The organism is Cellulomonas sp. plas2, from assembly GCF_057221735.1.
In genome coordinates this window covers 1694314-1720474 of sequence record NZ_CM170155.1, presented here as the reverse complement: position 1 = coordinate 1720474, position 26161 = coordinate 1694314, and the positions used below count along the sequence as shown (strand labels likewise).

Annotated in this window: 27 protein-coding genes; 13 read left to right on the top strand and 14 right to left on the bottom strand. The window is 74.7% G+C overall.

Translation table 11 applies throughout. The annotated features are described in order from the left end of the window. Positions 1-78: 78 nt before the first annotated feature. Positions 79-1152, bottom strand: coding sequence for an anthranilate phosphoribosyltransferase (gene trpD, locus AC2TDM_RS07665; RefSeq protein WP_484636270.1), 1074 nt, complete (start codon positions 1150-1152; stop codon positions 79-81). Further along, entirely contained in the window at positions 1149-1586 is a 438-nt protein-coding gene (locus AC2TDM_RS07660) for a response regulator (protein ID WP_484636269.1), read from the bottom strand. Before AC2TDM_RS07660 ends, trpD begins: the two co-directional genes overlap by 4 nt. A 172-nt stretch (positions 1587-1758) precedes the next feature. Between AC2TDM_RS07660 and ctaE the strand changes: the two genes are divergently transcribed. From ctaE to AC2TDM_RS07635, 5 genes are all read left to right on the top strand, one after another. Further along, entirely contained in the window at positions 1759-2397 is a 639-nt protein-coding gene (gene ctaE, locus AC2TDM_RS07655) for an aa3-type cytochrome oxidase subunit III (protein ID WP_484636268.1), read from the top strand. 158 nt (positions 2398-2555) lie between these two features. Beyond that, positions 2556-3341, top strand: a complete 786-nt coding sequence (qcrC, locus tag AC2TDM_RS07650) for a cytochrome bc1 complex diheme cytochrome c subunit (RefSeq protein WP_484636267.1) — start codon at positions 2556-2558, stop codon at positions 3339-3341. Continuing rightward, a complete protein-coding gene (gene qcrA / locus AC2TDM_RS07645; RefSeq protein WP_373308378.1) occupies positions 3338-4375 on the top strand; it encodes a cytochrome bc1 complex Rieske iron-sulfur subunit in 1038 nt (345 codons plus the stop codon). The genes qcrC and qcrA overlap by 4 nt, the downstream gene beginning before the upstream one ends. Continuing rightward, positions 4372-6162 carry a cytochrome bc1 complex cytochrome b subunit gene (qcrB, locus tag AC2TDM_RS07640; RefSeq protein ID WP_484636266.1) on the top strand — a complete coding sequence of 597 codons (1791 nt, stop codon included), beginning with the start codon at positions 4372-4374 and terminating at the stop codon, positions 6160-6162. The genes qcrA and qcrB overlap by 4 nt, the downstream gene beginning before the upstream one ends. Positions 6163-6369: 207 nt before the next feature. Further along, on the top strand, positions 6370-6996 hold the full coding sequence (locus AC2TDM_RS07635) for a superoxide dismutase (protein WP_090030689.1): 627 nt from the start codon (positions 6370-6372) through the stop codon (positions 6994-6996). Positions 6997-7307: 311 nt separating this feature from the next. Here the strand turns inward: AC2TDM_RS07635 and AC2TDM_RS07630 are convergent, their stop codons facing one another. Genes AC2TDM_RS07630 through ctaC form a run of 3 tightly spaced genes read right to left on the bottom strand, consistent with a single transcriptional unit; the run spans position 7308 to position 10437 of the window. Beyond that, positions 7308-7706, bottom strand: coding sequence for a cytochrome c oxidase subunit 4 (locus tag AC2TDM_RS07630; RefSeq protein WP_090030687.1), 399 nt, complete (start codon positions 7704-7706; stop codon positions 7308-7310). Further along, on the bottom strand, positions 7703-9529 hold the full coding sequence (ctaD, locus tag AC2TDM_RS07625; RefSeq protein WP_484636265.1) for an aa3-type cytochrome oxidase subunit I: 1827 nt from the start codon (positions 9527-9529) through the stop codon (positions 7703-7705). The genes AC2TDM_RS07630 and ctaD overlap by 4 nt, the downstream gene beginning before the upstream one ends. Then, positions 9529-10437 (bottom strand): aa3-type cytochrome oxidase subunit II, encoded by a 909-nt coding sequence (gene ctaC, locus AC2TDM_RS07620; RefSeq protein WP_090030683.1) that lies wholly within the window; start codon positions 10435-10437, stop codon positions 9529-9531. Before ctaC ends, ctaD begins: the two co-directional genes overlap by 1 nt. A 207-nt stretch (positions 10438-10644) precedes the next feature. On the opposite strand from ctaC, the gene AC2TDM_RS07615 reads away from it, so the two are divergent. Both AC2TDM_RS07615 and AC2TDM_RS07610 read left to right on the top strand, forming a co-directional pair. Continuing rightward, entirely contained in the window at positions 10645-11808 is a 1164-nt protein-coding gene (locus AC2TDM_RS07615; protein ID WP_484636264.1) for a cysteine desulfurase family protein, read from the top strand. A 44-nt stretch (positions 11809-11852) separates the two neighbouring features. Next, positions 11853-12116 (top strand): sulfurtransferase TusA family protein, encoded by a 264-nt coding sequence (locus AC2TDM_RS07610; RefSeq protein ID WP_484636263.1) that lies wholly within the window; start codon positions 11853-11855, stop codon positions 12114-12116. 99 nt (positions 12117-12215) lie between these two features. Here the strand turns inward: AC2TDM_RS07610 and erpA are convergent, their stop codons facing one another. Both erpA and AC2TDM_RS07600 read right to left on the bottom strand, forming a co-directional pair. After that, positions 12216-12590: an iron-sulfur cluster insertion protein ErpA gene (gene erpA, locus AC2TDM_RS07605; protein ID WP_090030678.1), complete on the bottom strand. Its 375-nt coding sequence runs from the start codon at positions 12588-12590 to the stop codon at positions 12216-12218. A 91-nt stretch (positions 12591-12681) separates the two neighbouring features. Further along, entirely contained in the window at positions 12682-13839 is a 1158-nt protein-coding gene (locus AC2TDM_RS07600) for a glycerate kinase (protein ID WP_484636262.1), read from the bottom strand. Positions 13840-13883: 44 nt separating this feature from the next. Between AC2TDM_RS07600 and nadA the strand changes: the two genes are divergently transcribed. Together nadA and AC2TDM_RS07590 are read left to right on the top strand one after the other, a co-directional pair. Next, a complete protein-coding gene (gene nadA, locus AC2TDM_RS07595; RefSeq protein WP_484636261.1) occupies positions 13884-15122 on the top strand; it encodes a quinolinate synthase NadA in 1239 nt (412 codons plus the stop codon). An 83-nt stretch (positions 15123-15205) separates the two neighbouring features. Then, the gene (locus AC2TDM_RS07590) at positions 15206-15805 is read left to right on the top strand and encodes a DJ-1/PfpI family protein (protein ID WP_090030674.1); all 600 of its coding nucleotides are present in this window, start codon (positions 15206-15208) and stop codon (positions 15803-15805) included. Positions 15806-15838: 33 nt separating this feature from the next. On the opposite strand, the gene AC2TDM_RS07585 is transcribed toward AC2TDM_RS07590, so the two are convergent. Continuing rightward, the gene (locus AC2TDM_RS07585) at positions 15839-17200 is read right to left on the bottom strand and encodes a M20/M25/M40 family metallo-hydrolase (protein WP_484636412.1); all 1362 of its coding nucleotides are present in this window, start codon (positions 17198-17200) and stop codon (positions 15839-15841) included. A gap of 125 nt (positions 17201-17325) precedes the next feature. Here AC2TDM_RS07585 and AC2TDM_RS07580 point away from each other — a divergent pair, with 125 nt between their 5' ends. Continuing rightward, a complete protein-coding gene (locus AC2TDM_RS07580; protein ID WP_484636260.1) occupies positions 17326-18048 on the top strand; it encodes a DUF3043 domain-containing protein in 723 nt (240 codons plus the stop codon). Between the two features lie 25 nt (positions 18049-18073). On the opposite strand, the gene AC2TDM_RS07575 is transcribed toward AC2TDM_RS07580, so the two are convergent. From AC2TDM_RS07575 to yczE, 3 genes are all read right to left on the bottom strand, one after another. Further along, positions 18074-18289, bottom strand: a complete 216-nt coding sequence (locus AC2TDM_RS07575; RefSeq protein ID WP_484636411.1) for a hypothetical protein — start codon at positions 18287-18289, stop codon at positions 18074-18076. Continuing rightward, positions 18289-19332, bottom strand: a complete 1044-nt coding sequence (locus AC2TDM_RS07570) for a quinone-dependent dihydroorotate dehydrogenase (protein ID WP_090030667.1) — start codon at positions 19330-19332, stop codon at positions 18289-18291. The genes AC2TDM_RS07575 and AC2TDM_RS07570 overlap by 1 nt, the downstream gene beginning before the upstream one ends. 80 nt (positions 19333-19412) lie before the next feature. Further along, positions 19413-20105, bottom strand: coding sequence for a membrane protein YczE (gene yczE, locus AC2TDM_RS07565; RefSeq protein WP_175499228.1), 693 nt, complete (start codon positions 20103-20105; stop codon positions 19413-19415). Between the two features lie 61 nt (positions 20106-20166). On the opposite strand from yczE, the gene yczR reads away from it, so the two are divergent. After that, complete coding sequence (yczR, locus tag AC2TDM_RS07560; protein ID WP_484636259.1) at positions 20167-21642, top strand: MocR-like transcription factor YczR; 1476 nt, start codon at positions 20167-20169, stop codon at positions 21640-21642. A gap of 10 nt (positions 21643-21652) precedes the next feature. On the opposite strand, the gene AC2TDM_RS07555 is transcribed toward yczR, so the two are convergent. Continuing rightward, positions 21653-22072 carry a hypothetical protein gene (locus AC2TDM_RS07555; RefSeq protein WP_090030663.1) on the bottom strand — a complete coding sequence of 140 codons (420 nt, stop codon included), beginning with the start codon at positions 22070-22072 and terminating at the stop codon, positions 21653-21655. After that, positions 22069-22428 (bottom strand): hypothetical protein, encoded by a 360-nt coding sequence (locus AC2TDM_RS07550; RefSeq protein WP_090030948.1) that lies wholly within the window; start codon positions 22426-22428, stop codon positions 22069-22071. The genes AC2TDM_RS07555 and AC2TDM_RS07550 overlap by 4 nt, the downstream gene beginning before the upstream one ends. Positions 22429-22559: 131 nt before the next feature. On the opposite strand from AC2TDM_RS07550, the gene AC2TDM_RS07545 reads away from it, so the two are divergent. Further along, on the top strand, positions 22560-24059 hold the full coding sequence (locus AC2TDM_RS07545; RefSeq protein ID WP_484636258.1) for a leucyl aminopeptidase: 1500 nt from the start codon (positions 22560-22562) through the stop codon (positions 24057-24059). 72 nt (positions 24060-24131) lie between these two features. On the opposite strand, the gene AC2TDM_RS07540 is transcribed toward AC2TDM_RS07545, so the two are convergent. Beyond that, positions 24132-24521, bottom strand: a complete 390-nt coding sequence (locus AC2TDM_RS07540) for an oxidoreductase (protein ID WP_484636257.1) — start codon at positions 24519-24521, stop codon at positions 24132-24134. 211 nt (positions 24522-24732) lie between these two features. Between AC2TDM_RS07540 and lpdA the strand changes: the two genes are divergently transcribed. Next, complete coding sequence (gene lpdA, locus AC2TDM_RS07535; protein WP_484636256.1) at positions 24733-26118, top strand: dihydrolipoyl dehydrogenase; 1386 nt, start codon at positions 24733-24735, stop codon at positions 26116-26118. Positions 26119-26161 lie beyond the last annotated feature (43 nt).

Genomic DNA, 26161 nt, shown 5'->3' with positions numbered 1-26161 from the left:
GTCGGCGGGGAGGGCCCGCCGGGCCGGTCCGCGGGGCCGAGCCTGCCGGTCCAGGCCGCCGGGGCTCTGGCCGTCGGGTCAGGCCGCGGTGCCGACCGCCGCGCGCCAGCGGTCGAGCAGGTCCGCTGCCGCACCGGAGTCGACCGTCCGCGCCGCGACCTCACGACCGGCCGCCAGGCGCTCCACGAGCGTGCCCGTGCCCGTTCCGGGCGAGGAGCCGTCGGCCACGAGGGCGGCCGCGGCGTTGAGCAGCACCGTGTCGCGGACGGGACCGCGCTCGCCCGCGAGGAAGCGCCGGGCGACCTCGGCGTTGTGCGCCGCGTCGGCCCCCCGCAGGTCGGCGAGCGTCGTCGCCGGCGTGCCGAGGTCGGCGACCGTGTCGACGAGCTCCTCGCGGACCTGCCCGTCGACCACCTCCCAGAACCGCGTGGGGGCCGTCGGCGCGATCTCGTCGAGCCCGTCCTCGCCCCGGAACACGAGCGCGCGGGTCCCACGGGCGGCCAGCACGCCGGCCATCAGCGGGGCCATCCGGGCGTCGGCCACCCCGATGGCCGCGGCGCGCGGCGAGGCCGGGTTCGTCAGCGGCCCGAGGAAGTTGAACGCCGTGGCGATCCCGAGGTCGCGCCGGGCGACGCCGGCGTGACGCATGGCCGGGTGGAAGGTCAGCGCGAAGCAGAAGGTGATGCCCACCTCCGTCGCCAGCGCCTGCACGCGGTCGACCTCCTGGTCCAGCCGGATGCCCAGCGCCTCGAGCACGTCCGCCGAGCCCGACGACGAGGAGGAGGCGCGGTTGCCGTGCTTGACCACCCGCACGCCGGCGCCGGCGACGACGAGCGAGGCCATGGTGGAGATGTTCACCGTGTGCGCCCGGTCGCCGCCGCTGCCGACGACGTCGACGGTCGGGCCGGGGACCGTGATGCGGCGCGCGTGCGCCAGCATGGCGTCGGCGAGGCCGGTCAGCTCGGCGACCGTCTCGCCCTTGGCCCGCAGCGCCACGAGGAAGCCCGCGACGCGTGCCGGTGGGACCTCCCCCGCCATGATCTCGCCCATGGCCCAGGCGGTGCGCTCGGCGGACAGGTCCTCGCCGCGCACGAGCGCCGCGAGGAGGTCCGGCCACGTGGGCAGAGGGGTACCCGTGATTGGCGCGCTCACGGCGCCGCGACGGGGGTCGTCGCCGGCTCCGGGCCGCGCAGCAGCCCCGCCACCGCCTCGTGCAGCCGCTGCGGGTCCAGCGGGCGGGACACCACCGCGTCGGCCTCGGACCACGCGGCGAGCCAGGCGTCCTGCGGCCGTCCCGTGAGCACCAGCACCGGCGGGCAGTCGAACACCTCGTCCTTGAGCTGCCGGCACAGGCCCAGGCCGCCCACCTTGTCGGCCTCCCCGTCGAGGACGAGCAGGTCCAGGCCGCCGCGCTCCACGCTCGCCAGCACCGCGGCCGCCGTGGCCACCTCCACCCAGCCGATCTCCGGCGTCCCGCGCCCCACGCGCCGTCCCACCGCCAGGCGGACCTGGGCCCGCACGTCGACGTCGTCGCTGTAGAGGAGGATCTGCGGGCCCCGTGCGAGCCCGGCGTCGGCGCTGCTCATGGCGACATGGTGGCACGGCGCGGGGCGGGCGCGGGCGACGCGGCTCGCGGCCCTCCCGCCGGCCTCGGGCTGAGGTCGCACTGAGCCCCGGGAGGTGACGGTGTGACAGATCAGGGGTCCCACCGGTGGGTCGAAGGACCCATGACCTCCACTGTTCCGCCATACTGACGACGTGTCTGCTGCAACGGCTGCCCCGCGCACCACCCCTCACGCGAGCGTCAACCGCCCGAACCCCGTGTCGGTCGGCACGATCGTCTGGCTGGCGAGCGAGCTCATGTTCTTCGCCGCCCTGTTCGCCATGTACTTCACGGTGCGCGTCGCGGTGCCGGACCAGTGGGCGATCCAGACGGAGAAGCTCAACATCCCCTTCTCCATCACGAACACCACGATCCTCGTGCTCTCGTCCGTGACGTGCCAGTACGGGGTGTGGGCGGCCGAGCGGTTCCAGCCCTCGCGCAGCGGCTCGCTGCTGCAGGTCAACCGCTGGGGCATGCACGAGTGGATGACCCTGACCTTCGTCATGGGCGCGATCTTCGTCGCCGGCCAGGTGTACGAGTACGCGGAGCTCGTCCAGGAGGGCCTGACGATCTCCTCGAGCCCCTACGGCTCCGTCTTCTACCTGGCGACGGGCTTCCACGGCCTGCACGTCGTGGGCGGCCTGCTGGCCTTCCTCTTCCTCCTCGGGCGCTCCTTCGCGGCGAAGCGGTTCGGGCACCACGAGGCCACCACGGCGATCGTCGTGTCGTACTACTGGCACTTCGTCGACGTCGTGTGGATCGCCCTGTTCTCGGTCGTCTACCTGCTGCGGTGAGGTGACGACCCGATGAGGCTCTCAGCGACCCCCCAGCGACCGACGGGGACGATGGCCAGGACCACGGGGTCCGGCACGCAATCGGGGCCGGCGCCTGCGCCGTCCCCCCGCACCAGCACCTGGACCCAGGTGTGCGACAGCGAGACGAGGAACGTCCAGTGAAGGCACTCGCAGCCCGCAGGCAGGACCGCCGAGCCCCGCTCGTGCTGCTCCTGCTGGCCCTGCTGCTCACCGGCGCCGTGTACGCGGTGGCCACGCCCGCGAGAGCGGACGCGAGCCGCCTGACGGCCACCACGGACGACGTGGAGGCCGGGCGGGCGCTGTTCATGGCCAACTGCTCGACCTGCCACGGGACCTCGGCCGAGGGCAGCGACCGCGCCCCGTCGCTCGTCGGCGTCGGCGCCGCCTCCGTGGACTTCCAGGTCGGCACGGGCCGCATGCCGATGCAGAACACCGGCCCGCAGGTCATCGCGAAGGACGTGCAGTTCACGGACGAGCAGATCGCCCAGCTCGCGGCGTACGTCGCCAGCCTCGGCGCAGGGCCGACCATCCCCACCGCGGAGCAGGTCGACGCCACGCTGGGCGACGCGGCCAACGGCCTCGCGCTGTTCCGCACGAACTGCTCGATGTGCCACAACGCCGTCGGCGCGGGCGGCGCCCTCTCGGAGGGCAAGTTCGCGCCCTCGCTGCTGGAGACCGCGCCCAAGCACATCTACGAGGCGATGCTCACCGGTCCGCAGTCCATGCCGGTGTTCAACGACGCCAACCTCACCCCCGAGGAGAAGCGCGACATCATCGCCTACGTCGCCGAGCAGCAGCAGCCCCAGCCCGGCGGGTTCGCCCTCGGCAGCGTGGGCCCCGTGGCCGAGGGCCTGTGGGCCTGGGTCGTCGGCATCGGCCTGCTGATCGCGTTCTCTGTCTGGATCGGAGCGAAGTCCTCGTGAGCACCACCCCTGACCAGCCGCACGGCGGCCACCAGGACCTCGTCGTCCGTCCCGACGGGACGCTCCCCGAGCGCTTCCCGGACCCGGGCATGGAGCCGCACCGCTCCCGGAAGTCGGACCTCGACGAGAAGCACGCCAAGAAGGTCGAGCGCCAGGTCGTCGCCCTCTTCGCGGTGTCGGTGATCGGCACGCTCGTCTTCCTCGTCGCGTACTTCACGCTGCCCGTCGGCACGCCGGCGGACATCAAGGTCTCGAACCTCACGCTCGGGCTCGGGCTCGCGTTCGCCCTCCTGGGCATCGGCACGGCCGCGGTCCACTGGGCCAAGGCGCTCATGAACGACCACGAGGTCGTCGACGAGCGGCATCCCGTGCAGTCCTCCCCGGAGGTGCGCGAGGCGGCCGTGCAGGCCCTCAAGGACGGCGCCGAGGACTCGAAGATCGGCCGCCGCGGGGTCCTCAAGGGCGCGATGGTCTCCGCCCTCGCCCTGTTCCCGCTGGCCATCGTCGTCCCGCTCGTGGGCGAGGTCGGCGAGGACTGGAACGTCGGCAAGTTCAAGCGCACGATCTGGGCTCGGGGCGTCCGCCTCGTCAAGGACCCCGACGGGCGTCCCATCAAGGCGTCCGACGTGACGATCGGCTCCGTGTTCCACGTCATCCCCGAGAACCTCGAGGAGGCGGAGCACCCGCTCGACGAGAAGGCCAAGGCCGTCGTGCTCGTCGTCCGCATGGACCCGCGCGACCTCAAGGAGACCGAGGAGCGCAAGAGCTGGTCGTACGACGGGATCGTCGCCTACTCCAAGGTCTGCACCCACGTCGGCTGCCCGGTCGCGCTGTACGAGCAGCAGACGCACCACCTGCTGTGCCCCTGCCACCAGTCGACGTTCGACATCTCCGACGGGGCCCGGATCGTCTTCGGACCCGCGAGCCGCCCGCTGCCGCAGCTGCCGATCGAGGTCGACAGCGAGGGCTACCTGGTCGCCCAGAGCGACTTCCACGAACCCGTCGGCCCGAGCTTCTGGGAGCGACTCACATGAGCACCGCCACCACCGCCACACCCACCCGGACCGGGCGCGCCGCGGGCGCGACGGCCGACTACCTCGACCAGCGGACCTCCGTCGGCGGTGCCGTCAAGGAGTTCGCCCGCAAGGTCTTCCCCGACCACTGGTCGTTCCTGCTCGGCGAGGTCGCGCTCTACAGCTTCGTGACGATCCTCATCTCGGGCGTCTTCCTCACGATGTTCTACGTGCCCTCGATGAACGAGGTCGAGTACACGGGACCCTGGGTGACGCAGCAGGGCCTGCACATGACCGAGGCGTACGCCTCGACGCTGCGCCTGTCGTTCGAGGTCCGCGGCGGGCTGCTCATGCGGCAGATCCACCACTGGGCGGCGCTCATCTTCGTCGCGTCGATCGTCGTGCACATGATGCGCGTGTTCTTCACGGGCGCGTTCCGCAAGCCGCGCGAGCTCAACTGGGTCGTCGGCTTCGTGCTGCTGGTCCTGAGCCTGCTGGCCGGGTTCTCCGGCTACTCGCTGCCCGACGACGTGCTGTCCGGCAACGGCCTGCGCATCACCGACGGCGTCGTCCGGTCGATCCCGGTCATCGGCAGCTACCTGTCGTACTTCATCTTCGGCGGCGAGTTCCCCGGCACCGACCTCATCCCGCGCCTGTACACGGTCCACGTGCTGCTCGTGCCGGCGCTGATCCTCGCGCTCATCGGCCTGCACCTGCTCTTCGTCGTGCTGCACAAGCACACCCAGTACCCGGGCTCGGGCCGCACGGACAAGAACGTCGTCGGCTACCCGCTCTTCCCGGTGTACGTCGCGAAGGCCGGCGGGTTCTTCTTCGTGGTGTTCGGCGTCATCGCCCTCATGGCGGCGACGATGACCATCAACCCGGTCTGGAACTACGGCCCGTACGACCCGTCCCCCGTCGGGGCGGGCGCGCAGCCCGACTGGTACATGCTGTTCCTGGAGGGTGCGCTGCGCCTCATGCCGGGCGGTCCCACGGAGTTCGTGATCGGTCAGTACACCCTGACGCTGAACGTGCTCATCCCGGCGGTCGTCGTCCCGGGCATCCTCTTCTCGGCCCTGGCGCTCTACCCGTTCATCGAGGCGGCCGTCACCGACGACCGCCGTGAGCACCACGTCCTGGACCGCCCGCGGAACCGGCCCTTCCGGACCGCGTTCGGCGTCGCGATCCTGGTCGCGTTCTTCATCCTCGTGCTCGCCGGGTCGAACGACATCATCGCGACGCACTTCCTGCTGTCGATCAACGACATCACCTACGTGTTCCGGGTCCTGATCTTCGTCGGGCCGGCGCTGGCCTTCTGGTTCACGAAGCGGTTCTGCCTGAGCCTGCAGCGCAAGGACCGCGAGCTCGTGCTGCACGGTCACGAGTCGGCCCGCATCGTCCGCTTCGCGTCCGGCGAGTACATCGAGGTGCACAAGCCCCTCGACGAGCACGAGCGGTGGCTGCGCGTCCAGCACGACCCGCTGCGTCCGCTGGAGATCGGTCCAGCCGAGGACGCCCGTGGTGTCCGCCGCAAGGGCCACCGTCTCGACGCTCTGCGGGCCCGTGTGTCGCGGGTCTTCTACGAGGACCGCGTCGAGCCCGTCACGCCGGCCGAGTGGCTCGCCGCCCAGTCGCACGGTGAGCACGACGCCCTCGAGGCGCCCGCCGCCACGCAGGCGCCGCAGCTCACCGGTGGCGGACGCCACCTCGTCGAGCCCGACGTCCAGGACGGCGAGCGCCGCCCCACCGGTGGTGGCCGCAACCTCGTCGAGCCGACGGACCCGGACGGCACCGACCGCCGCGGCTGATCCCGCCCGGACGGGCCGCAGCACCTGACGACGCGCGCGCCGTTCCCCCGCAACACGCAGGGGGAACGGCGCGCGCGTCGTCGTCGTATGGGCCAGAGTGGACCCCGTGGGCCTGCCGTGACCCGCGCCCGCGCGTCACGACGGAGGCCACCGGACGGACGACCGCGGCACCCACGTCGCGGTCTCGACCCTGAGAGGCATGCACGCATGGCTGACTACACGCTCCCCGACCTGCCCTACGACTACGCGGCGCTCGAGCCGCACATCTCGGGGCGCATCATGGAGCTGCACCACGACAAGCACCACGCGACCTACGTGGCCGGCGCGAACACGGCCCTCGAGAAGCTGGCCGCGGCGCGCGAGGCCGACGACCTGGCCGCGGTCAACCTGCACGAGAAGAACCTCGCGTTCAACCTCGGCGGGCACGTCAACCACTCGGTGTTCTGGGCCAACCTCTCCCCCGCCGGCGGCGACAAGCCCGAGGGTGAGCTGGCGGCGGCGATCGACGAGTTCTTCGGCTCGTTCGAGGCCTTCCAGAAGCACTTCGCGGCCAACGCCGTCGGCATCCAGGGCTCCGGCTGGTCGATCCTCGCGTGGGACTCCATCGGCCAGAAGCTCGTCATCGTGCAGCTCTACGACCAGCAGTCGAACATCGCCCTCGGCCTCGTGCCGGTCGTCGTGCTCGACATGTGGGAGCACGCCTTCTACCTCGACTACGTCAACGTCAAGGCCGACTACGTCAAGGCGTGGTGGAACATCGTGAACTGGGCCGACGCCGCGCAGCGTTTCACGCGTGCGCGGACGCAGACGGCCGGGCTCATCGTCCCCGCCTGACGGCCCGCTCCGTGCGTCCTGGCCCGAGAGGCCGTCGGGCGGTCCCAGGGGCCCTCCTGCGTTCCGGACGTCCTGGAGGTCCTCAGGGCGGCCTTCGAAGGCGCTGGAGGTGCTCAGGAGCTCCTGGAGCTCCTCGGGAGCTCCCCTGGACGCTCTCCTGGTCCTCCTGCGCCGTGCCGGCCGTTCCACGACCTCGGGGACGACTCCCCGGGGGGACCGCTGGGTCTGCGCGCCGTGTTCACCGCGACGACGACAGCGGCCCTCCCCGGAAGCCCGGGGAGGGCCGCTGTGGCCGATCTGGTGCAGGTGCCTCAGTGGGCGTGCTGACCGCGCGAGAACTCGAAGACCCAACCCACGAGACCCACGGCACCGATGAGCAGCCCCGGGAGGAGCAGCCACCAGCCGACGGCCAGCGCCAGGAACACCACGGTACCGGCGAGCCCGAGCACGAGGGGCCACCAGCTCCACGGGCTGAACACGCCCTGGTCGCCGGCGCCCTGCTCGATCTCGCCCAGCGGGTCGTCCTCGGGACGGGCGTCGATCCGCTTGCCGACGAGGTACAGGTACCCGCCGATCATGCCCGCCATGCCGCCGACGAGCGGGATCCCGTAGGTCCCGACGGGCTCGCCGCCGCTCCAGACGGCGTAGACGATCCCCACGGGGATGAAGAACAGCACCCCGTAGAGGAAGAGCTTGGCCTCGAACTTCATCGCTGCTCACCGTCCCGCGTCGGGTGGTCGCCGTCGACGTCCGGGTCGTCGACGACCGTCGTGCTGCTCTGCTCGGACCGGCCCGTGCCCTTGCGCACGCGGTCCTTGCCCACCTCGGGCTGGCCCACGCGCTCGGCCTCCCAGTCGAAGACGCCACCGGAGTCGGGCTCCACGTGGTCCATCGCGGCGACCTCGGGGTGGTGCAGATCGAACGCCGGGCGCTCCGAGCGGATGCGCGGCAGCGAGGTGAAGTTGTGCCGCGGCGGCGGGCAGCTCGTCGCCCACTCGAGGGAGTTGCCGTAGCCCCAGGGGTCGTCCACGGCGACGCGCGGCGCCTTGCGCCAGGTGACGTAGACGTTCCACAGGAACGGGAGGATCGAGATGCCGAGCACCATGGCGCCGACGGTCGAGACCTCGTTGAGGAACGTGAAGCCCTCTTCGGGCGAGTACTCCGCGTAGCGCCGCGGCATGCCCTGGACGCCCAGCCAGTGCTGCACGAGGAACGTCGTGTGGAAGCTGAGGAACAGGAGCCAGAAGTGGATCTTGCCCAGACGCTCGTCGAGCATCTTGCCCGTCATCTTCGGCCACCAGAAGTAGAACCCGGCGAACATCGCGAAGACGACGGTCCCGAACACCACGTAGTGGAAGTGCGCCACCACGAAGTACGAGTCCGAGAGTTGGAAGTCGAGGGCCGGGCTGGACAGGATGACCCCCGTCAGGCCGCCGAAGAGGAACGTCACGAGGAAGCCGATCGCCCACAGCATGGGCGTCTCGAAGGTGATCTTCCCCCGCCACATCGTGCCGATCCAGTTGAAGAACTTCACGCCGGTCGGCACCGCGATGAGCATCGTCGTCAGTGCGAAGAACGGCAGCAGCACCTGGCCGGTGACGTACATGTGGTGCGCCCACACCGTCACGGAGAGCGCCGCGATCGCGATCGTCGCGTAGACCAGGCCCTTGTAGCCGAAGATCGGCTTGCGGCTGAAGACGGGCAGGATCTCCGTGATGATGCCGAAGAACGGCAGCGCGATGATGTAGACCTCGGGGTGGCCGAAGAACCAGAACAGGTGCTGCCACAGCAGCGCCCCGCCGTTCTCCGGGTTGAACACCTGAGCGTCCAGCCGCCGGTCCGCCCCGAGGGCGAACAGCGCGGCCGCCAGCGGCGGGAACGCCATGATGACGAGCACGCTGGTGATGAGGATGTTCCAGGTGAAGATCGGCATCCGGAACATGGTCATGCCGGGCGCGCGCATCGTCACGATCGTGGTGATGAAGTTGACCGAGCCGAGGATCGTGCCGAAACCGGTCAGCGCGAGGCCGAAGACCCACAGGTCACCGCCGAGACCCGGGCTGTAGACCGTGTCCGACAGCGGCGCGTAGGCCGTCCACCCGAAGGACGCCGCGCCCTGCGGCAGCAGGAACCCGGCGGCGGCGATGAGGCCGCCGAACAGGTAGAGCCAGTACGCGAACATGTTCAGCCGCGGGAACGCCACGTCCGGTGCGCCGATCTGCAGCGGCATCAGCACGTTCGCGAAGCCGGCGAACAGCGGCGTCGCGAACAGCAGCAGCATGACGGTGCCGTGCATCGTGAAGGCCTGGTTGTACTGCTCGGCCGTCTGGAACACGTCCAGCGCCGGCGTGAACAGCTCCGCACGGATGAGCAGCGCGATCACGCCGCCGATGCAGAACCAGACGAACGAGGTGATGAGGTACAGGTACCCGATCACCTTGTGGTCGGTGGAGGTCACCCACTTGACCACCGTCCGGCCGAGGGTCTGGCGGCTGGGCGCCAGCCCCGGCACGCGCTCGATCGTCGCGGCCATCAGTCCTCGCTCCCCTGCGACGCCCCGGCGGGCTCACCCTGCCGGCGCACGCTGTCCAGGTCCTGCAGCTTGCTGGCGTCGATGCCCAGCTGCCCGGTCTGCCCCGCGTCGCGGAGCGCCTCGATGTGCTCGTCGTACTCCTCGCGGGAGACGACCTTGACGTTGAACAGCATCGACGCGTGGTACTCGCCGCACAGCTCGGCGCACTTGCCCACGTACGTGCCCTCCTTGGTCGGCGTGACCTCGAAGGTGTTCGTCGTCTGCCCGGGGATGACGTCCATCTTGTAGAGGAACGCCGGGACCCAGAACGAGTGGATGACGTCGCGGGAGTTCAGCGTGAACTCGACCGTCTCGTCGACGGGCAGGTAGAGCGTGATCTGCTCGGCCAGCGTGCCCTCCTGGCCGACGCCCTCCGCCTGCACGCCGGAGTCGTACACGTCGTCGTCGAGGTAGTTGAAGTCCCAGCTCCACTGCTTGCCGATGACCTGCACCCGCAGGTCCGGGTCGCCGCTGACCGTCTGGATCTCGTGCTGGTCGCGCGCCGTGTAGTAGAAGAGCACGCCGACCATGAGGATCGGCAGGATCACGTACATGATCTCGAGCGGCACGTGGTAACGGAGCTGCACCGGCAGGACGTCGTCGTTCTTGCGCTTCCGGTACACCGCGACGCACCAGAGCATGAGGCCCCAGGTGATGACGCCGACGATGAGCGCCGCGATCCAGGAGCCCACCCAGAGGCTCATGATGCGACCGGTCTGGTTCGTGACCTCGTTCGCGGAGTCGCCCGGGAGGTAGCCGCGTGCCAGCTGGTCCGACGAGCAGCCGGCCAGCACCAGCACGGCGAGGCCCAGGGCGGACGCCCGGAGGCCGGCCGCACGGCGCCGCCGGCGGGGGTTCTGCAGGTGCACGGGGGACCTCTCGTTCTGGTGGCCCCGGCCGTCGACGACCCGTCGGCTGCGTGCTGCGCCTGTGCGGGGTCGTGGTGACACCTGGGACCTACGTCCTCGACCCGCGCAGCCTAGCGCGCCGAGGGGCCGTCCACGTGCTGCCTCGCACCGGTTGACGACGGCGCGTCAGGTCCACCACAGGTCGTCACGGGTCGTTAGCGTGGCCCCGTGCCGCCGTCCGCGCCCGTCGCGACCCCCCGCGTGGTCCTCGACGCGGCGGGGCACGCCCCGCCCTCCCCCCGCGTGCGGGACGCCCTGCTGGCGGCCCTCGACGAGGGGTGGGCCGACCCCCGCCGGCTGCACGCCGAGGGCCGGCGCGCCCGCGCGCTGCTCGACGGTGCCCGTGAGTCCCTCGCGGCCGGGCTCGGCGCGCGGACGGAGGAAATCGCGCTGGCCCCGTCGCACACGCAGGCCCTGCACGCCGCCGTGCTGACGGTCGCGCGCGGCCGGCGGCGGGTCGGCGCGGACGTCGTCGTGCCGGCCGTCGAGCGTGCCGCCGTGCTGCACGCGGCGGACGCGGCCGGCACCCGCCGCACCGTCCCCGTGGACCGGCTCGGGCGCGTCGACGCCGACGCGTTCGCCGCCGCGGTGGGGGCGCCGGGCGTCGCCCTGGCGGCCCTGCAGGTCGCGAACGGCGAGGTGGGGACGCGCCAGCCGGTCGACGCGGCCGCGTCCGCGGCACGGGCGGCGGGCGTGCCGCTCCTCGTGGACGCCGGCGCGGCGGCGGGGCACGTGGCCCTGCCGGACGGGTGGGACCTGCTCACGGCGGACGCCGGCGACTGGGGCGCCCCGGCTCCCCTCGGCGTCCTCGCCGTGCGCGCGGGCGTGCGGCGTGCGCCCGTCGGGCCGTCCGACGAGGACGCGCCGCTGACCGGCGGGTTCCCCGGCGGGGTCGTCGTGCCGGTCGCGCTGGCCGCCGCCGTCGCGCTGGAGGAGCGGCTGGCCGCCCGGGACGCCGACGACGCCGCCCGCCGCGCCCTCGTCGCGCGCCTGAGGGCGCGCGTGGCCGCCGAGGTGCCGGACGTCGAGGTCGTCGGCGACCCGCAGGACCGCCTCCCCCACGTGCTGACCTTCTCCTGCCTCTACGTCGACGGGGAGGCCCTCGTCGGGCGGCTCGACGCCGCCGGGTTCGCCGTGGGCTCGGGCTCCGCCTGCTCGTCGAGCACGCTCGAGCCGAGCCACGTGCTGACCGCCATGGGCGTCCTCACGCACGGCAACGTGCGGCTCGCGCTCCCGCCGGGCACCGCCGCGGCGGACGTGGAGCGCTTCGCCGACGTGCTCCCCGGGCTGGTGCGCGAGGTGCGGGGGTCCCTCGGGGCGCTGCACCTGTGACCGGATCCGTGGCCGGACCTGCGGGCCGACCCGTGGCCGGACCCGTGAGCAGGGCGCCGGACGGCGTCGTCGAGGTCGTCGACGCGCGCGGCCTGCTCTGCCCGCTGCCCGTCGTGCACCTCGCGCGGGCCGCGGCGGCGGCACCGCCCGGGTCGCTCCTGCAGGTGCTGACCACCGACCCCGCCGCGCTGGTCGACGTGCCCGCGTGGGCGCGGATGCGCGGGCACGCCCTCGTCGCCCGGACCGACGAGCCCGACGGCAGCGCACGGCTCACCGTGCGGACGACCGACCCGGACGCCCCCTCGTGACGGCACCGCCCCGGGCACGACGACGCCCGACGGCCGTGCCCGTTCCTCGGGCCGTCGTCGGGCGTCGTGGGTGGTGCGCCGCGTGCCGCGGCGACCGGGTCAGCTGAAGGAGCCGCCGCAGGCGCAGGAGGAGCCGGCGTTGGGGTTGTCGATCGTGAACCCCTGCTTCTCGATGGTGTCGGCGAAGTCGATCGTCGCCCCCTCGAGGTAGGGCACGCTCATGCGGTCCACGACGACCTCGACGCCGTCGTAGTCCTTCGTGACGTCGCCGTCGAGCAGGCGCTCGTCGAAGTAGAGCTGGTAGATCAGGCCGGAGCAGCCGCCGGGCTGCACCGCCACGCGCAGGCGCAGGTCGTCCCGACCCTCCTGCTCGAGCAGGCTGCGCACCTTGCCGGCCGCCACGTCCGTGAGCAGGACCCCGTGGGTGTCCGGCTTCGTGGTGGTCGTCTGCGGGGCCTGGGTGGTCTCGGTCATCCGTGTCTCCCTCGTGAGCCGTGCGGGCACGCGGTCCGGGTGCCGCCGGGGCGGCACGCACGGCGCGCCGCGACGTGCAACCAGCCCCGCGTCACGGATGTTCCCGGGTGCGCGGGTGCTGCCGTCCTCCAGCGTACGCACCCGCCCCGGACGCGGGCGACCACGTGCGGGCGACCCTCGCCGCCAGCGCCGCCCACGTGCCCGCGCCCGCCACGCCCTCGTCCGGCGGCGTGCCGCCCCCGAGCGGGGCGTAGGCCGCGGCGACGCCGGTGCCGCGCAGCCCGCCCGCGAGCGGCGGCACCCGTGGCGCGAGCACGACGAGCGGCACCCCCTGCGCACCCGCCGCCGCCAGGGCCTGCGCCAGCACCGTCCCGTCGAGGTCCGCGTGCTCCAGCCCCTCCCGGACGACGACGACGAGGTCCGCCGTCGCGGCCGCACCCGCGAGCCCGACGAGGTGCGCCCCGTGCGCGGGTCCCGGCAGGAGCCGCGCCCCGACGAGGGCGAGCGCGAAGCCGGCGCCGCCGTGCGACCCGGCGCCCGGCGCCCGGGTGAACGGGGTCGCGGTGCGTGCCCCCGGACCGACGAGGAGGTCGGGCCGCGCGGCGTCGCCCAGCGCGGCGACCCAGGCGTGCGCCTGCACCGAGAGCCGCTGCTCCAGCGCCTGGGCCGCCCCCGGGTCGAGGACGCCGTCCGCCGCCAGGCCGGCGGCGGTCCCCCGGAGCCCGAGCAGCGGCGTCGGCGCCGGGGCGACCGCCACGAGGTCGACGTCGGCCAACGCCCGGGCCAGCGCGGGCAGCCACGTCGGCGCCCCCGTCGGGGACCCTGCCGACGGTCGGGCCGAGCCGCCCCCGGGCAGGAGGGCGTCGGCCAGGCCCGTCAGCAGCCCGGCCCCGGCGTCGGGGGTCCCCGGGGTGCCGAGCGCCACGGTCAGGGACCGCGCGCGACCCTCCGGCGAACGGGCCCGACCGTCGCCGCCGGCCCTCGCGCGCGACAGCCCGTCGAGCACGACGTCGGCGTCGGCGGCGCCGCCGGACGGCTCCATCGGGTCCGCGGCGGGCAGCTCGACATGGACGCCGGGCCCCGTCACCGTCCCCGTCACCGTCGCCGTCACCGCGTCGACCCACCCGGGGCCGCCGTCCGGCACCACGAGCACGGTCGCGTCGTCGTGCGGAGCCGCGTCCCGCCAGCCGGTGACGACGGCGTCGGCGGCGGCACGGGGCACGCGGTCGGGGACGACGAGGACGTGCACCGGGCGATCCTGGCACGTGCGCGGGCTGTGGGATGATCGCGCGCATGACCGCCACCGTCACCGGCACCGTCACCGCCACCGTGACCCCGACGGCCACCGTGACGGGATTCGCCGAGCCCGCGGGCTCGGCGCTGCTCCTCCTCGGCCGGCGGAGCGACCTCGCCTCCGAGCGCGGCGTGGAGTGCACGGGGGCGCTGCCCGCCCCCGGCGACCCGGGCCTCGTCGAGCGCGCCCGGGCCGCGCGGGCCGCGTTGGGCGACCGCGCGTTCGTCCTCGGCCACCACTACCAGCGCGACGAGGTCATCGCCTTCGCCGACGTCACGGGCGACTCCTTCAAGCTCGCGCGGGAGGCCGCGGCGCGTCCGGACGCCGAGTTCGTCGTGTTCTGCGGCGTGCACTTCATGGCCGAGTCCGCCGACATCCTCACCTCCGACGCCCAGGCCGTGGTCCTGCCGGACCTCGCCGCCGGGTGCTCCATGGCGGACATGGCGACGCTCGACCAGGTGGAGGAGGCGTGGGACGTGCTGGCCGACGCCGGCGTGGCGGCCTCGACGGTGCCGGTCACGTACATGAACTCCTCCGCCGCCATCAAGGCCTTCACGGGTCGGCACGGCGGCACGGTCTGCACGTCCTCCAACGCCGAGACGGCGCTGCGCTGGGCGTTCGACCAGGTGGGCGGGCTCCAGGGCACGGGCAAGGTGCTCTTCATGCCGGACCAGCACCTGGGCCGGAACACCGCGGTGCGCGCCCTGGGGCTGCCGCTGGAGGCCTGCGTCGTCCTCGACCCGCACCGGCCCGGCGGCGGCGTCACGCCCGAGGCCCTGCGGGCCGCCCGCATGATCCTGTGGCGGGGGCACTGCTCGGTGCACGGGCGCTTCACCGCGAAGAACGTGGCCGACCACCGCGCGGCCGACCCGGCCGTGACGGTCCTCGTCCACCCCGAGTGCCGCCACGAGGTCGTCACGGCGGCCGACATGGTCGGCTCGACGGAGTACATCATCCGCGCGCTGGACGCGGCCGCGCCCGGCTCCTCGTGGGCCGTGGGGACGGAGCTCAACCTCGTCCGCCGGCTCGCCGCGGCGCACCCCGACCTCACCGTGCGCTACCTCGACGACACGGTGTGCTTCTGCTCCACCATGAACCGCATCGACCTGCCGCACCTCGTGTGGACCCTGGAGTCCCTCGTCGCCGGGCGGACGGTCAACCGCATCGTCGTGGACCCGGACGTCGCCCACTGGGCGCGCGTGGCCCTCGACCGCATGCTCGCGCTGCCCGGCACCTGACGGGCGGCGCCGCGACGCCGCCGGGCGAGTGCGCCGGCGGACCGGACGACGGGCGGGGGCCCGCCGGGAGAGGGGCGGACCGGATGGGCACGGGCAGCGCGCTGCGGGTGGGGGTCTTCGTCTTCGACGGGGCCGAGGAGCTCGACGTCGTCGGGCCGTACGACGTGCTCGCCGCCTGGGCGCAGCACAGCCCTCTCCGCCCCCAGGTCTGCACCTTCTCCGCCGACGGCCGCGGCGTCCGCTGCGCCAAGGGGCTGCGCCTGCTGCCCGACTGCGACGCCGACGAGGCGCTGCCCCTGCACGTGCTCGTCTACCCGGGCGGCCGGGGCACGCGGGCGCTGGCCGCGGACCCGGCGCACCTGCGGTGGGTCCGCTCGCTGCGCGCGACCGTGCCGCTCGTGACGAGCGTCTGCACCGGCGCGCTGGTCCTCGCCGCCGCCGGCCTGCTGGCCGGGCGGCCGGCGGCCACGCACCACGCCGCGGTCGACGAGCTCGTCGCGCTCGACCCGAGCGTCCTCGTGGACACGGAGGCCCGGTTCGTCGACGACGGCGACGTCGTCACGTCGGCCGGCGTGTCCGCGGGGATCGACATGGCGCTGCACCTCGTCGCCCGGCTGGACGGGCCGGACGCGGCGGCCGAGGTGCGGCGCGCGATCCAGTACGACCCCGCCCCGCCCGTCTGAGGGCGTCCGGCCCGGCGTGGTCGCCCCGGGCCGTCAGCGCTCGGCCGCGAGCCGCGCGAGGAGCAGGGCCTCCGCCAGGACGACCTTCTCGAGCTCGCCGAGGTGGACGCTCTCGTCCGCGCCGTGCGCGCGGCTGTCCGGGTCCTCGACCCCGGTGACGAGGATCGCCGCCGACGGGTAGGCCTCGAGCAGGTCGGCGATGAAGGGGATGGACCCGCCGATCCCGATGTCGACCGGCTCGGTGCCCCACGCCTCGGCGAAGGCCCACCGGGCCGCCCGCATGGCCGTCGAGTCCTCCGGCGCGCGGAAGGGCTTGCCCTGCTCGCCCTCGACGACGTGCACGTGCGCGCCGAAGGGCGCGTGCCCCTCGAGGTGCGCGCGCAGCGCCGCCATGGCCGCCGCGGGGTCCTGGCCGGGGGCGATCCGCACCGACAGCTTGGCCGTGGCGCGGGGGGTCAGCGTGTTGGACGCCGTCGCCACCCGGGGGGCGTCCAGGCCGATGACGGAGATCGCCGGCCGCGTCCACATGCCCGCGGTCAGCGGGCCGGTGCCGGCCAGCCGCACGCCGGGCAGCACGCCGGCGTCGGCGCGCAGCTGGTCCTCGTCGAGGTCGACCGCCGGGTCCGGCGCGTGCACCAGGCCCGCGACGGCGACGTCCCCCGCCTCGTCGTGCAGCGTGGCCAGGAGGCGCGCGAGCAGGGTCGGGGCGTCGAGCACGGGCCCGCCGTACATGCCGGAGTGGACGGCGTGGTCGAGGACCGCGACCTCGACCGTGCAGTCCACGAGGCCCCGCAGCGACGTGGTCAGCCCCGGCACGCCGATCCGCCAGTTGGAGGAGTCGGCCACGACGATGACGTCGGCCGCCAGCAGCTCCCGGTGGGCCTGCAGGAACGGCACGAAGGTCGGCGACCCGACCTCCTCCTCGCCCTCGACGAAGACCGTCACGCCGACGCCGAGGTCGTCGGCGAGGACGCGCAGCGCCCCGACGTGGGCGACGACGCCCGCCTTGTAGTCGGCGGCGCCGCGGCCGTGCAGGCGCTCGCCGACGAGGGTCGGCTCGAACGGCGGCGTCGACCAGGCCGCGTCGTCGCCGGGGGGCTGGACGTCGTGGTGCGCGTAGAGCAGGACGGTGGGGGCACCGGCCGGGCCCGGCCGACGGGCGACGACCGCCGGCGCGCCCTCGCGGCCGTCGGGGCGCCGCGCGCGCAGCACCTGCACGTCGTCCATCCCCACGCCGCGCAGGAGGTCCGCCACGGCCGCCGCGCTGGCCTCCACGTGCGCCGCGTCGAAGTCCGCGTTGGACACCGACGGGATCCGCACGAGCGCCTCGAGGTCCGCCCGGACGCCCGGGAAGACCCCTGCGGTGCGCCGGCGCAGCTCCGCGGTGCCGGGCAGGGTGCCGGGGAGGGCCGTCGGGGTCGGGTGAGCGGTCGCGGGGGTGGGGTCGGGCACGGTGGGGTCGGGCACGGCGGGCTCGGTCGGCGTCACGGCCCGCCACGCTACTCGACTACCCTGGCGGGGTGTTCGGACGCAGCAGCAGCACACCCCCGTCGCAGGTGCGACCCCTCCGCCGTCGCACCCCCGGTGGCGCCACCGCCGTGCGGGCGACGACGCCCGCGGCCACCGCGCCGGTGACCGCGCCGCCCGCGACGGGCGAGCCTGCCACCGGCACGTCGACCGGCACCTCGACCGGCACCTCGACCGGCACCTCGACCGGCACGGGCAAGGGGCGTCCCACGCCCAAGCGCAAGGTGGCGCAGGCCGCGAACCGGCGCCCGCTCGTCCCGCTGGACCGCAAGGCCGCGGCACGCGAGGAGCGCGCCCGCCGCCGCGTCCAGCGCGACCAGGAGTACCGCGCCATGCAGTCCGGCGACGAGCGCTTCCTGCCGGTGCGCGACCGCGGCCCGGTCCGGCGCTTCGTGCGCGACAGCATCGACGCGCGGCGCAGCCTCGGCGAGTACTTCCTGCCCGTGGCGTTCGTGCTGCTCATCGCGCAGACGCTGCTGGCGGCGACGGCGCCCGAGGTCGTGCTGGTCCTCACGCTCGTGCTCTACCTGTTCATCCTCGGCACGGTCGTCGACGCGATCGTCCTGTGGCGCGGGCTGAAGAAGAAGCTCGTCGCGCGCTTCGGCGCCGAGGCGCTCCCCCGGGGCCTGACGATGTACGCCGTCACCCGCATCTTCCAGCTGCGTCGGCTGCGGATGCCCAAGCCGCAGGTCCAGCGCGGCCAGCAGCCGCGCTGACGCAGCGAGGCCGCGCCGACGGCCGTCAGGCCAGGGACGGGAGCTGCACGGTCGGGCTCGCCTGGCGTCCCTCGTGCACCAGCCGCGCGTCCACCACGCCCTGCTCGGACAGGGCGCGCCAGTGCTCGCCCAGCCAGACCTCGGCGTCGTACTGCGTCGTGAAAACGGGGCTGACGGGCCGCTCCAGCAGCCGCCCCTCGGCGGCGTGCAGGTGCCACTCCCACTGCGGCCGGACCACCATCACCGCTCCCCCCCTCGGGCGTCCCGCGCCAGCGCGCGGGTGATGCGACGGGCCCAGAACGGGCCCTCGTAGACGAAACCGGTGTAGCCCTGCACGAGCGTGGCCCCGTTCGCGACGTACTCGCGGGCGTCCGCCCCGGTGGTGATCCCGCCGACGCCGACGAGGACGACCTCGTCGCCCAGGCGGTCGCGCAGGCGGGCGACGACGTCGAGGCCGCGCTCGCGCAGCGGCGGTCCCGACAGCCCCCCGGGCCCGCGGTCGTGCCCGACCGTCGTGTTGACCGCGACGACGCCGTCGAGGCCCAGCTCGGCGACGAGGTCGGCCACCGCGTCGACGTCCTCGTCGGACAGGTCGGGGGCGATCTTCACCAGGAGCGGGACGGGGGGCCGCCCGGCGGCGGCCGTCGCCTCGTCGGCGGCGACGCGCGTCGCCTCGAGGACCGGCCGCAGCACCTCGACGGCCTGCAGGTCCCGCAGCCCGGGCGTGTTGGGCGACGACACGTTGACGACGAGGTAGTCGGCCCAGGGCGCCAGGCGGCCGGCGGAGGTGGCGTAGTCGGCTGCCGCGTCCTGCGGCGCCGTGCTCTTCGTCTTGCCGATGTTCACGCCGACCACGAGCCGCCGCCCGGCCGGCGTGGCGCGCAGCCGCCGCAGCCGCGCGGCCACGGCGGCGGACCCCTCGTTGTTGAAGCCCATGCGGTTGCGCAGCGCGCGCTCGTCGAGCTCGCGCCACAGCCGCGGCCGCTCGTTGCCGGGCTGGCCCTGCGCGGTGATCGTGCCGACCTCGACGAAGCCGAACCCGAGCATCGCGAGGCCGCGGACGCCGTGCGCGTCCTTGTCGAACCCGGCCGCCAGGCCGAACCGGGACGGGAAGCGGCGCCCCCACACCTCGACGGCGCCCTCCGGCGGCGGCGCGAGGACCCGGGCGACGGCGTCGGACAGCACCGGCACGGCCGCCACGGCACGGATCGCGCCGGAGGCGAGCGCGTGCGCGCGCTCCGGCCCCGTGCGGCGCAGGACCAGGTCGAACAGCAGGCGGTACACGGCCGTCAACCTACCGCCACGCCGCGGAGGGCCGAGGACGGGTCCGAGCCCATCGGGGCCTCCCGGCGCCCTCGCGCCCCTCAGTGCCGGGCGCGCACCCCGGGGCGGGTGAGGCGCGGCAGCAGGACGTGCACGAGCGGCCCGACGCCGAGCGCGTAGGCGAGCGTCGCGAGGCCGAGCGTGCCGCCGAGCAGCGCGCCGACGCCGACCACGGCGACCTCGATGCCGATGCGGACGGGGGCCAGCGGCCAGCCCGTGCGCCCGACGAGCCCCGTCATGAGACCGTCGCGCGGACCCGGCCCGAGGCCCACGCCGATGTAGAGGGCCGTCGCCACGGCGTTGAGCACGATCCCGACGACGACGAGCGCCACGCGCGCCGGGAGCCCCAGCGGCGGCAGCAGCCCGACGAGGGCCAGCGCGGGGTCGACCGCGAGGGCGATGACGACGACGTTGGCCACCGTGCCCAGCCCCGGGCGCTGGCGCAGGGGCCACCAGCACAGCAGCACGACGAGGCTCGTCAGGGCGGTGATCGCGCCGAACGACAGGGGCAGCCGGTGGGTGAGGCCCTGCGTGAGCACGTCCCACGGCAGGGCGCCGAGGCCCGCGCGCACCATGACGGCCATCGACAGGGCGTAGAGCAGGAGCCCGACGACGAGCTGCGCCGAGCCGCGCGCGTCGGTGCGCCAGCTGGCGACCCGGGCGTCGGGACGGGCGTCTGAGCGCGCCGCGCCGACCTCGGCCGGCGGGCTCGCGGGGCTCGTGCGTGACGTCATGTGTCCAGGGTGTTGCACTGGTGGCCTTGTCGCCCAGGGCCACTTCGGGGACAGTGGCCCTGTGCCGACGCGACCGCAGCCCGCACCGCCGCTCGCCGAGCGTCGGGTGTCCGGCGCCCGCCTGCGCCTGCTCCTCGGTACGTGGCAGCGCCCCGGCGCCGCCTACACCGCCCTCGCCGACGCCCTGCGGGCGGCCGTCCTCAGCGGGGCGCTGCCGCTGCGCACGCGCGTGCCGAGCGAGCGCGAGCTCGCCGAGCACCTGGGCGTCTCGCGCACCACCGCGACCGCGGTCTACGACGTCCTGCGCGCGGAGGGCTACCTCGTCAGCCGGCGCGGCTCGGGGACCGTGACGGCGCTGCCGGCCGACGGGTCGCGCGCCGACCGCTCCCCGGCGTTCGGCGGCCCCGCCGCCGAGGGCCTCGTCGACCTGTCGATGGCGGCCCCCTCCGCCTCGGGCGACCTCGCCGCGCACGTCGCCGGTGCGGTCGAGGACCTGGCGCACCACACCGGCGGACGCGGGTACGAGCCGCTCGGCCTGCCGGTGCTGCGCGCCGCCGTGGCCGGGTGGTACGAGGAGCGCGGGGTGCCGACGAGCCCCGACCACGTGCTCGTCACGACGGGGGCCCAGCACGCGCTGCACCTGCTCGTCGCGGCGCACGCGGGACCGGGCGACCGGGTCGTCGTCGAGCACCCGACCTACCTGCACGCCATCGACGCCGTGCGGGGTGCCGGGGCCCGCCCCGTCCCGGTGCCGGTCGGTCGCGACGGCCTGGACGTGGACCTCCTCGCCTCGACGCTCCGGCAGGCGGCGCCGCGGCTCGTGTACCTCGTCCCCGACCACCACAACCCGACGGGGACGAGCGTGGGTGACGACGCGCGCGCCCGGGTCCGCGAGCTGGCGCGCCGCACCGGCACGGTCGTCGTGGCCGACGAGGTGCTCAGCGACCTGACGGTCGAGGGGCCGCCACCCGTGCCGTTCCTCGGCACACGCGTGCCGGGACGGGAGCTCGTCGGCGTCGGCTCCGCCTCGAAGTCGTTCTGGGGCGGCCTGCGGGTCGGCTGGGTGCGCGCGCACCCCGAGCTCGTCGCCCGCCTGGCCGTCCTGCGCGGCCGGGTCGACATCGCGACCCCGGTGCTCGAGCAGCTCGTGGTCGCGCGCCTGCTCGCCGCCCGCACGGAGCTCCTCGAGCGGCGTCGTGCGGCCCTGCGGGAGCGTCGCGACCTGCTCGTGCGCCTCCTGGGCGAGCGGCTGCCGTCCTGGCGGTACGACGTGCCCGCCGGCGGGCTGTCGGTCTGGGTGGACCTGGGCGCCGCGCGCTCGACGGCCCTGGCGGCGATCGCCCCGCGGCACGGCGTGCGGCTCGTGCCCGGCACGGCCTTCGGCACCGACGGCTCGTTCGACGACCGCCTGCGCCTCACCTTCAGCGAGCCGGCGGCCGTGCTCGACGACGGTCTGCGCCGCGTCGCCGCGGCCTGGTCCGCCCTCGGCGAGCCGGCGGGCGCGGTGGAGGCCCCGCCCTGGCGCGCCGTCGTCTGACCGCCGGCCGCTACCGCCCGGACGCGGCGCGCGACGAGCGGCGCAGCCACAGCAGGCCGAGCACCGGCAGCACCAGCGGGACGTAGCCGTAGCCCTGCCCGAACCCGCTCCAGACGGTCTCGTCGGGGAAGTCCTGCGGTGCGACGAGGGAGACGACGCCCACGGCGACGACCCCGACGAGCTCGACGAGCACCGCCCCGAGGGCCAGCCGCCGCCGGTCGGTGGCCAGCGCGACCGTCGCCAGCACGTACACGAGCCCCGCCAGCGCGGACAGGGCGTACGCGAGCGGGGCCTCGTCGAGCTGCGTCGCGATCTGGTACCCGGCACGCGCCGTCGCCGCCAGCGCGAAGATGCCGTACACGAGCACGAGCACCCGGCCCGGACCCGTCGCGGTCGACGTGGCGCCGCCGGCACCCCCCGCGCGCGTCACGCCGGGCCCCAGAGCACGAGCAGACGGTACTCGAGGAACGCCACCGTCACGGCGGCCACGAGCAGGACCACGGAGCTCCAGCGGGTGCGCTCCGCGAACGCCCACGCCGCCGCCAGCGGCAGGACGAGCAGCTGGGTGAGGACGTAGCCCCAGAACTCCCACGGCTCCGGCGGCGCGCCACGCGTCGCCGACAGCACGCCCGCCAGCACGGCCTGCACGACGAGCAGCCCCTCGACGACGGCGCCGCCCCAGAGCTGCCGCAGCACCACCGCGCGGTCACGCGCGACGAACACCGCCGCCCACCCCGCCAGGGCGAGCGCCGCGAGGACCACGAGGACGACGGCGGGCACGAGCACCGGCACACGGTAGGCGATGCCGGCCGGCACCGACCGGGCGGGCGCCGACGAGCCGCGACGAGCCGTCAGGGGGATGACCGGCCCTCACAGCCCGGGCCGGGCGGCACGTGCGCGTTGGTTAGCATCGCCGGGTGACCACGACCTGCGCGCTGACCGCCACCGACCCCGCCCTGCTCGACGTGGACGCCCTCGTCGTGGCGGTCGCCGCCGGCGCCGACGGCACGGCGCCCGCCGTGCTCGACGCGCCCTGGCTGCCCGCCCCGCTGGCCGAGGTGCTCGTGCGCGACGCCGTGGCCCTCGGCGTCACGGGCGCCGCCGACGAGGTGCGCCGCGTCCCCGCGACGGGGCTGGCCGCAGCGGTGCTCGTCCTCGTCGGCGTCGGCGCCGGCGAGCCGGGCCTCGAGCGGCTGCGACGGGCGGCAGGGGCCGCGACGCGCGAGCTCGCCGGCACGGGCAGCGTCGCGCTCGCCCTGCCGGCGACGACCGTCGAGGCCGTCGCGGCGGTGGCCGAGGGCGCGCTCCTCGGCGCCTACGCCTTCCGCACCTACCGCCCGGCGGCCCCGGCCCCGGTCTCCGCCGTGCAGGTCGTCACGCCGCTGGCGCAGGACGCGGCGGCGGTGGCTGCCGCGGAGCGCGCGACCGTGCTGGCCCAGGCCGTCCACGGCGTCCGCGACCTCGTCAACGCCGCGCCCAACGACCTGTACCCCGAGGCGGTCGCGGACGCGGCCAAGGCGCTCGTCAAGGAGACCGGCAGCCGGGGCCTGAAGGTGTCCGTGCTCGACGAGAAGGCGCTGGCCGCGGGCGGCTACGGGGGGCTCGTCGCCGTCGGGCAGGGCTCCGTGCGGCCCCCGCGCCTCGTCACCGTGACCTGGGCGCCGCCGAAGGCGCGCGCGTCGGTGGCCCTCGTCGGGAAGGGCATCACCTTCGACTCGGGCGGCATCTCCCTCAAGCCGCCCGCCGGCATGGACGCGATGAAGTCCGACATGGCCGGCGCCGCCGCCGTGCTGCACACGGTCGTCGCCGCGGCGCGGCTGGGCCTGCCCGTGACCGTCACCGGATACCTCTGCCTCGCCGAGAACATGCCGTCGGGCTCCGCGCAGCGGCCCTCCGACGTCATCACCATCAAGGGCGGCACGACGGTCGAGGTCCTCAACACGGACGCCGAGGGCCGCCTGGTGCTGGCCGACGGGCTCGTCACGGCGCTCGAGCACCACCCCGACGTCGTCGTGGACGTCGCGACCCTCACCGGCGCGCAGGTCGTCGCGCTCGGTCCGCGGGTGTCCGCGGTCATGGGTCGCGACGACGTCCGCGCCGAGGTGGTCGCCGCCGCGCAGGCCGCCGGCGAGGAGTTCTGGCCCATGCCGCTCCCGGCCGAGCTCGCCGAGGGCCTCAAGAGCAAGGTGGCCGACCTCGCCAACGTCGCCGACCGCGCGGGCGGCATGCTCACGGCGGGGCTGTTCCTCCAGCGGTTCGTCGGTGACGCCGCCTGGGCGCACCTCGACGTCGCGGGGCCGGCCTTCAACGAGAAGGCGCCCTGGGGCTACACGCCCGCCGGCGGGACGGGTGTCGCCGTGCGGACGCTGCTGGCGCTCGTCGAGGCCCGCGCCGCCGCCGCGACCGCGGCCCGGTAGCGGGCACCGCCGTCGGGTCGGCCGCCCGTCCGGCCGCACCCGTGCACGCCGGACCGACGTCGACGGGAGCGTTCAGGAGCGCTCGGCGGCCCGGCGGGCGGCGCGCTCGGCCGCGCTGCGCCGGGCCAGGGTGCGCTGCCGGCTGTTCCAGTCCCGGACGCGCTGCGGGTAGCCCACGCGCTGCACGTCGTAGACGGGGATGCCGAGCTCGCGGGCGAGGGCGTGGCCGGCGCGCTCGTCGGGCACGCGGCGGCGCGTCCACTCCCCGTCGGTCGCCACGAGCATGAGCGTCACCGGGTTCTGCGCCGTGGCCGGCTCGACGTAGCCCTCGACGCCCACCCGGGACCGCGCGAACTCGGCCAGGTGGGCGGTCGTCTCCGCGCGCGCGGCGCGGCCGTCACCGCCGCCGGCCGCCGGTGCCGGCACCCGACGACGCCCCCGCAGCCGATCGAACAGACCCATGCGGGGCAGGCTAGCGACGGCGGCTGGGTGCGGGCTGGGAGCGCCGGGTGCGCCGCCCGGACGACGACGGCCGTGCGTCCCGGCGGGAAGTCATGGGATGTGTGTGTCGTCTGTGACACCGATGCACGGCGGGGACGGGTTCGTCGCACGTCGGAGGGGGTGACAAGATGGTCGGCGAGTCCCACCACCGCACCCTGCGAGGAGTCCGCACGTGGCCGACACCACCGGCACCGCTTTCGACGTCGTCGTCCTGGGCGGGGGGAGCGGCGGCTACGCGGCCGCGCTCCGCGCCGCCGAGCTGGGCATGACCGTCGCCCTGGTCGAGGCCGACAAGGTGGGCGGGACCTGCCTGCACCGCGGGTGCATCCCGACCAAGGCCATCCTGCACTCCTCGGAGCTGGCCCAGGGGGCGCGCGAGAGCGAGCAGTTCGGCGTCCACATGACGCTCGAGAAGATCGACATGGCCGGCGTCAACGCGTACAAGGACGGCGTCATCGGGCGGCTCTACAAGGGCCTGCAGGGTCTGATCAAGTCGCGCAAGATCGAGGTCGTCAACGGCTGGGGCCGCCTCGTCGCGCCGGACACCGTCGAGGTCGACGGCCGTCGGCTGACCGGCAAGAACATCGTGCTCGGCACCGGCTCCTACGCCCGGTCCCTGCCCGGGCTGGAGATCGGCGGCCGGGTCATCACCTCCGACCAGGCACTCGACCTGGACCACGTGCCGTCCTCGGCCATCATCCTCGGCGGCGGCGTCATCGGGTCGGAGTTCGCCTCCGCCTGGAAGGGCTTCGGGGTCGACGTCACGATCATCGAGGCGCTCCCCCACCTCGTCCCCAACGAGGACGAGGCGCTGTCCAAGGCGTTCGAGCGGGCGTACCGCAAGCGCGGGATCAAGTTCAACCTCGGTGTCCGCTTCGCCGGCGTGACCCAGGACGAGTCGGGCGTGCACGTCACGCTCGAGGACGGCAAGACCTTCGACGCCGAGCTCCTGCTCGTCGCCGTCGGGCGCGGCCCGAGCACGAAGGACCTCGGCTACGAGGAGCAGGGCGTCCCGATGGACCGCGGGTTCGTCCTCACGAACGAGCGCCTGCACACCGGCGTGGGGAACATCTACGCGGTCGGCGACATCGTCCCCGGCCTGCAGCTCGCGCACCGCGGGTTCCAGCAGGGCATCTTCGTCGCGGAGGAGATCGCGGGCCTCAACCCGCCGGTGATCGTCGAGTCCGGGATCCCGCGCGTGACGTACTCCGACCCGGAGGTCGCCTCCGTGGGGCTCACCGAGGCCAAGGCCAAGGAGACGTACGGCGCCGAGGCCGTGCAGGTGCTCGAGTACAACCTGGGGGGCAACGGCAAGAGCCAGATCCTCGCCACCCAGGGCTTCGTCAAGCTCGTGCGCCAGAAGGACGGGCCCGTCGTCGGGGTGCACATGATCGGCGCCCGCGTGGGCGAGCTGATCGGCGAGGGCCAGCTCATCGTCAACTGGGAGGCCTACCCGGAGGACGTCGCGCAGCTGGTGCACGCGCACCCGACCCAGAACGAGGCCATCGGCGAGGCGTTCCTCGCGCTGGCCGGCAAGCCGCTGCACGCCCACAACTGACCCCGCCGCCGTCCGCCGGCCCGCCCTCGGGCACCGGCGGGCG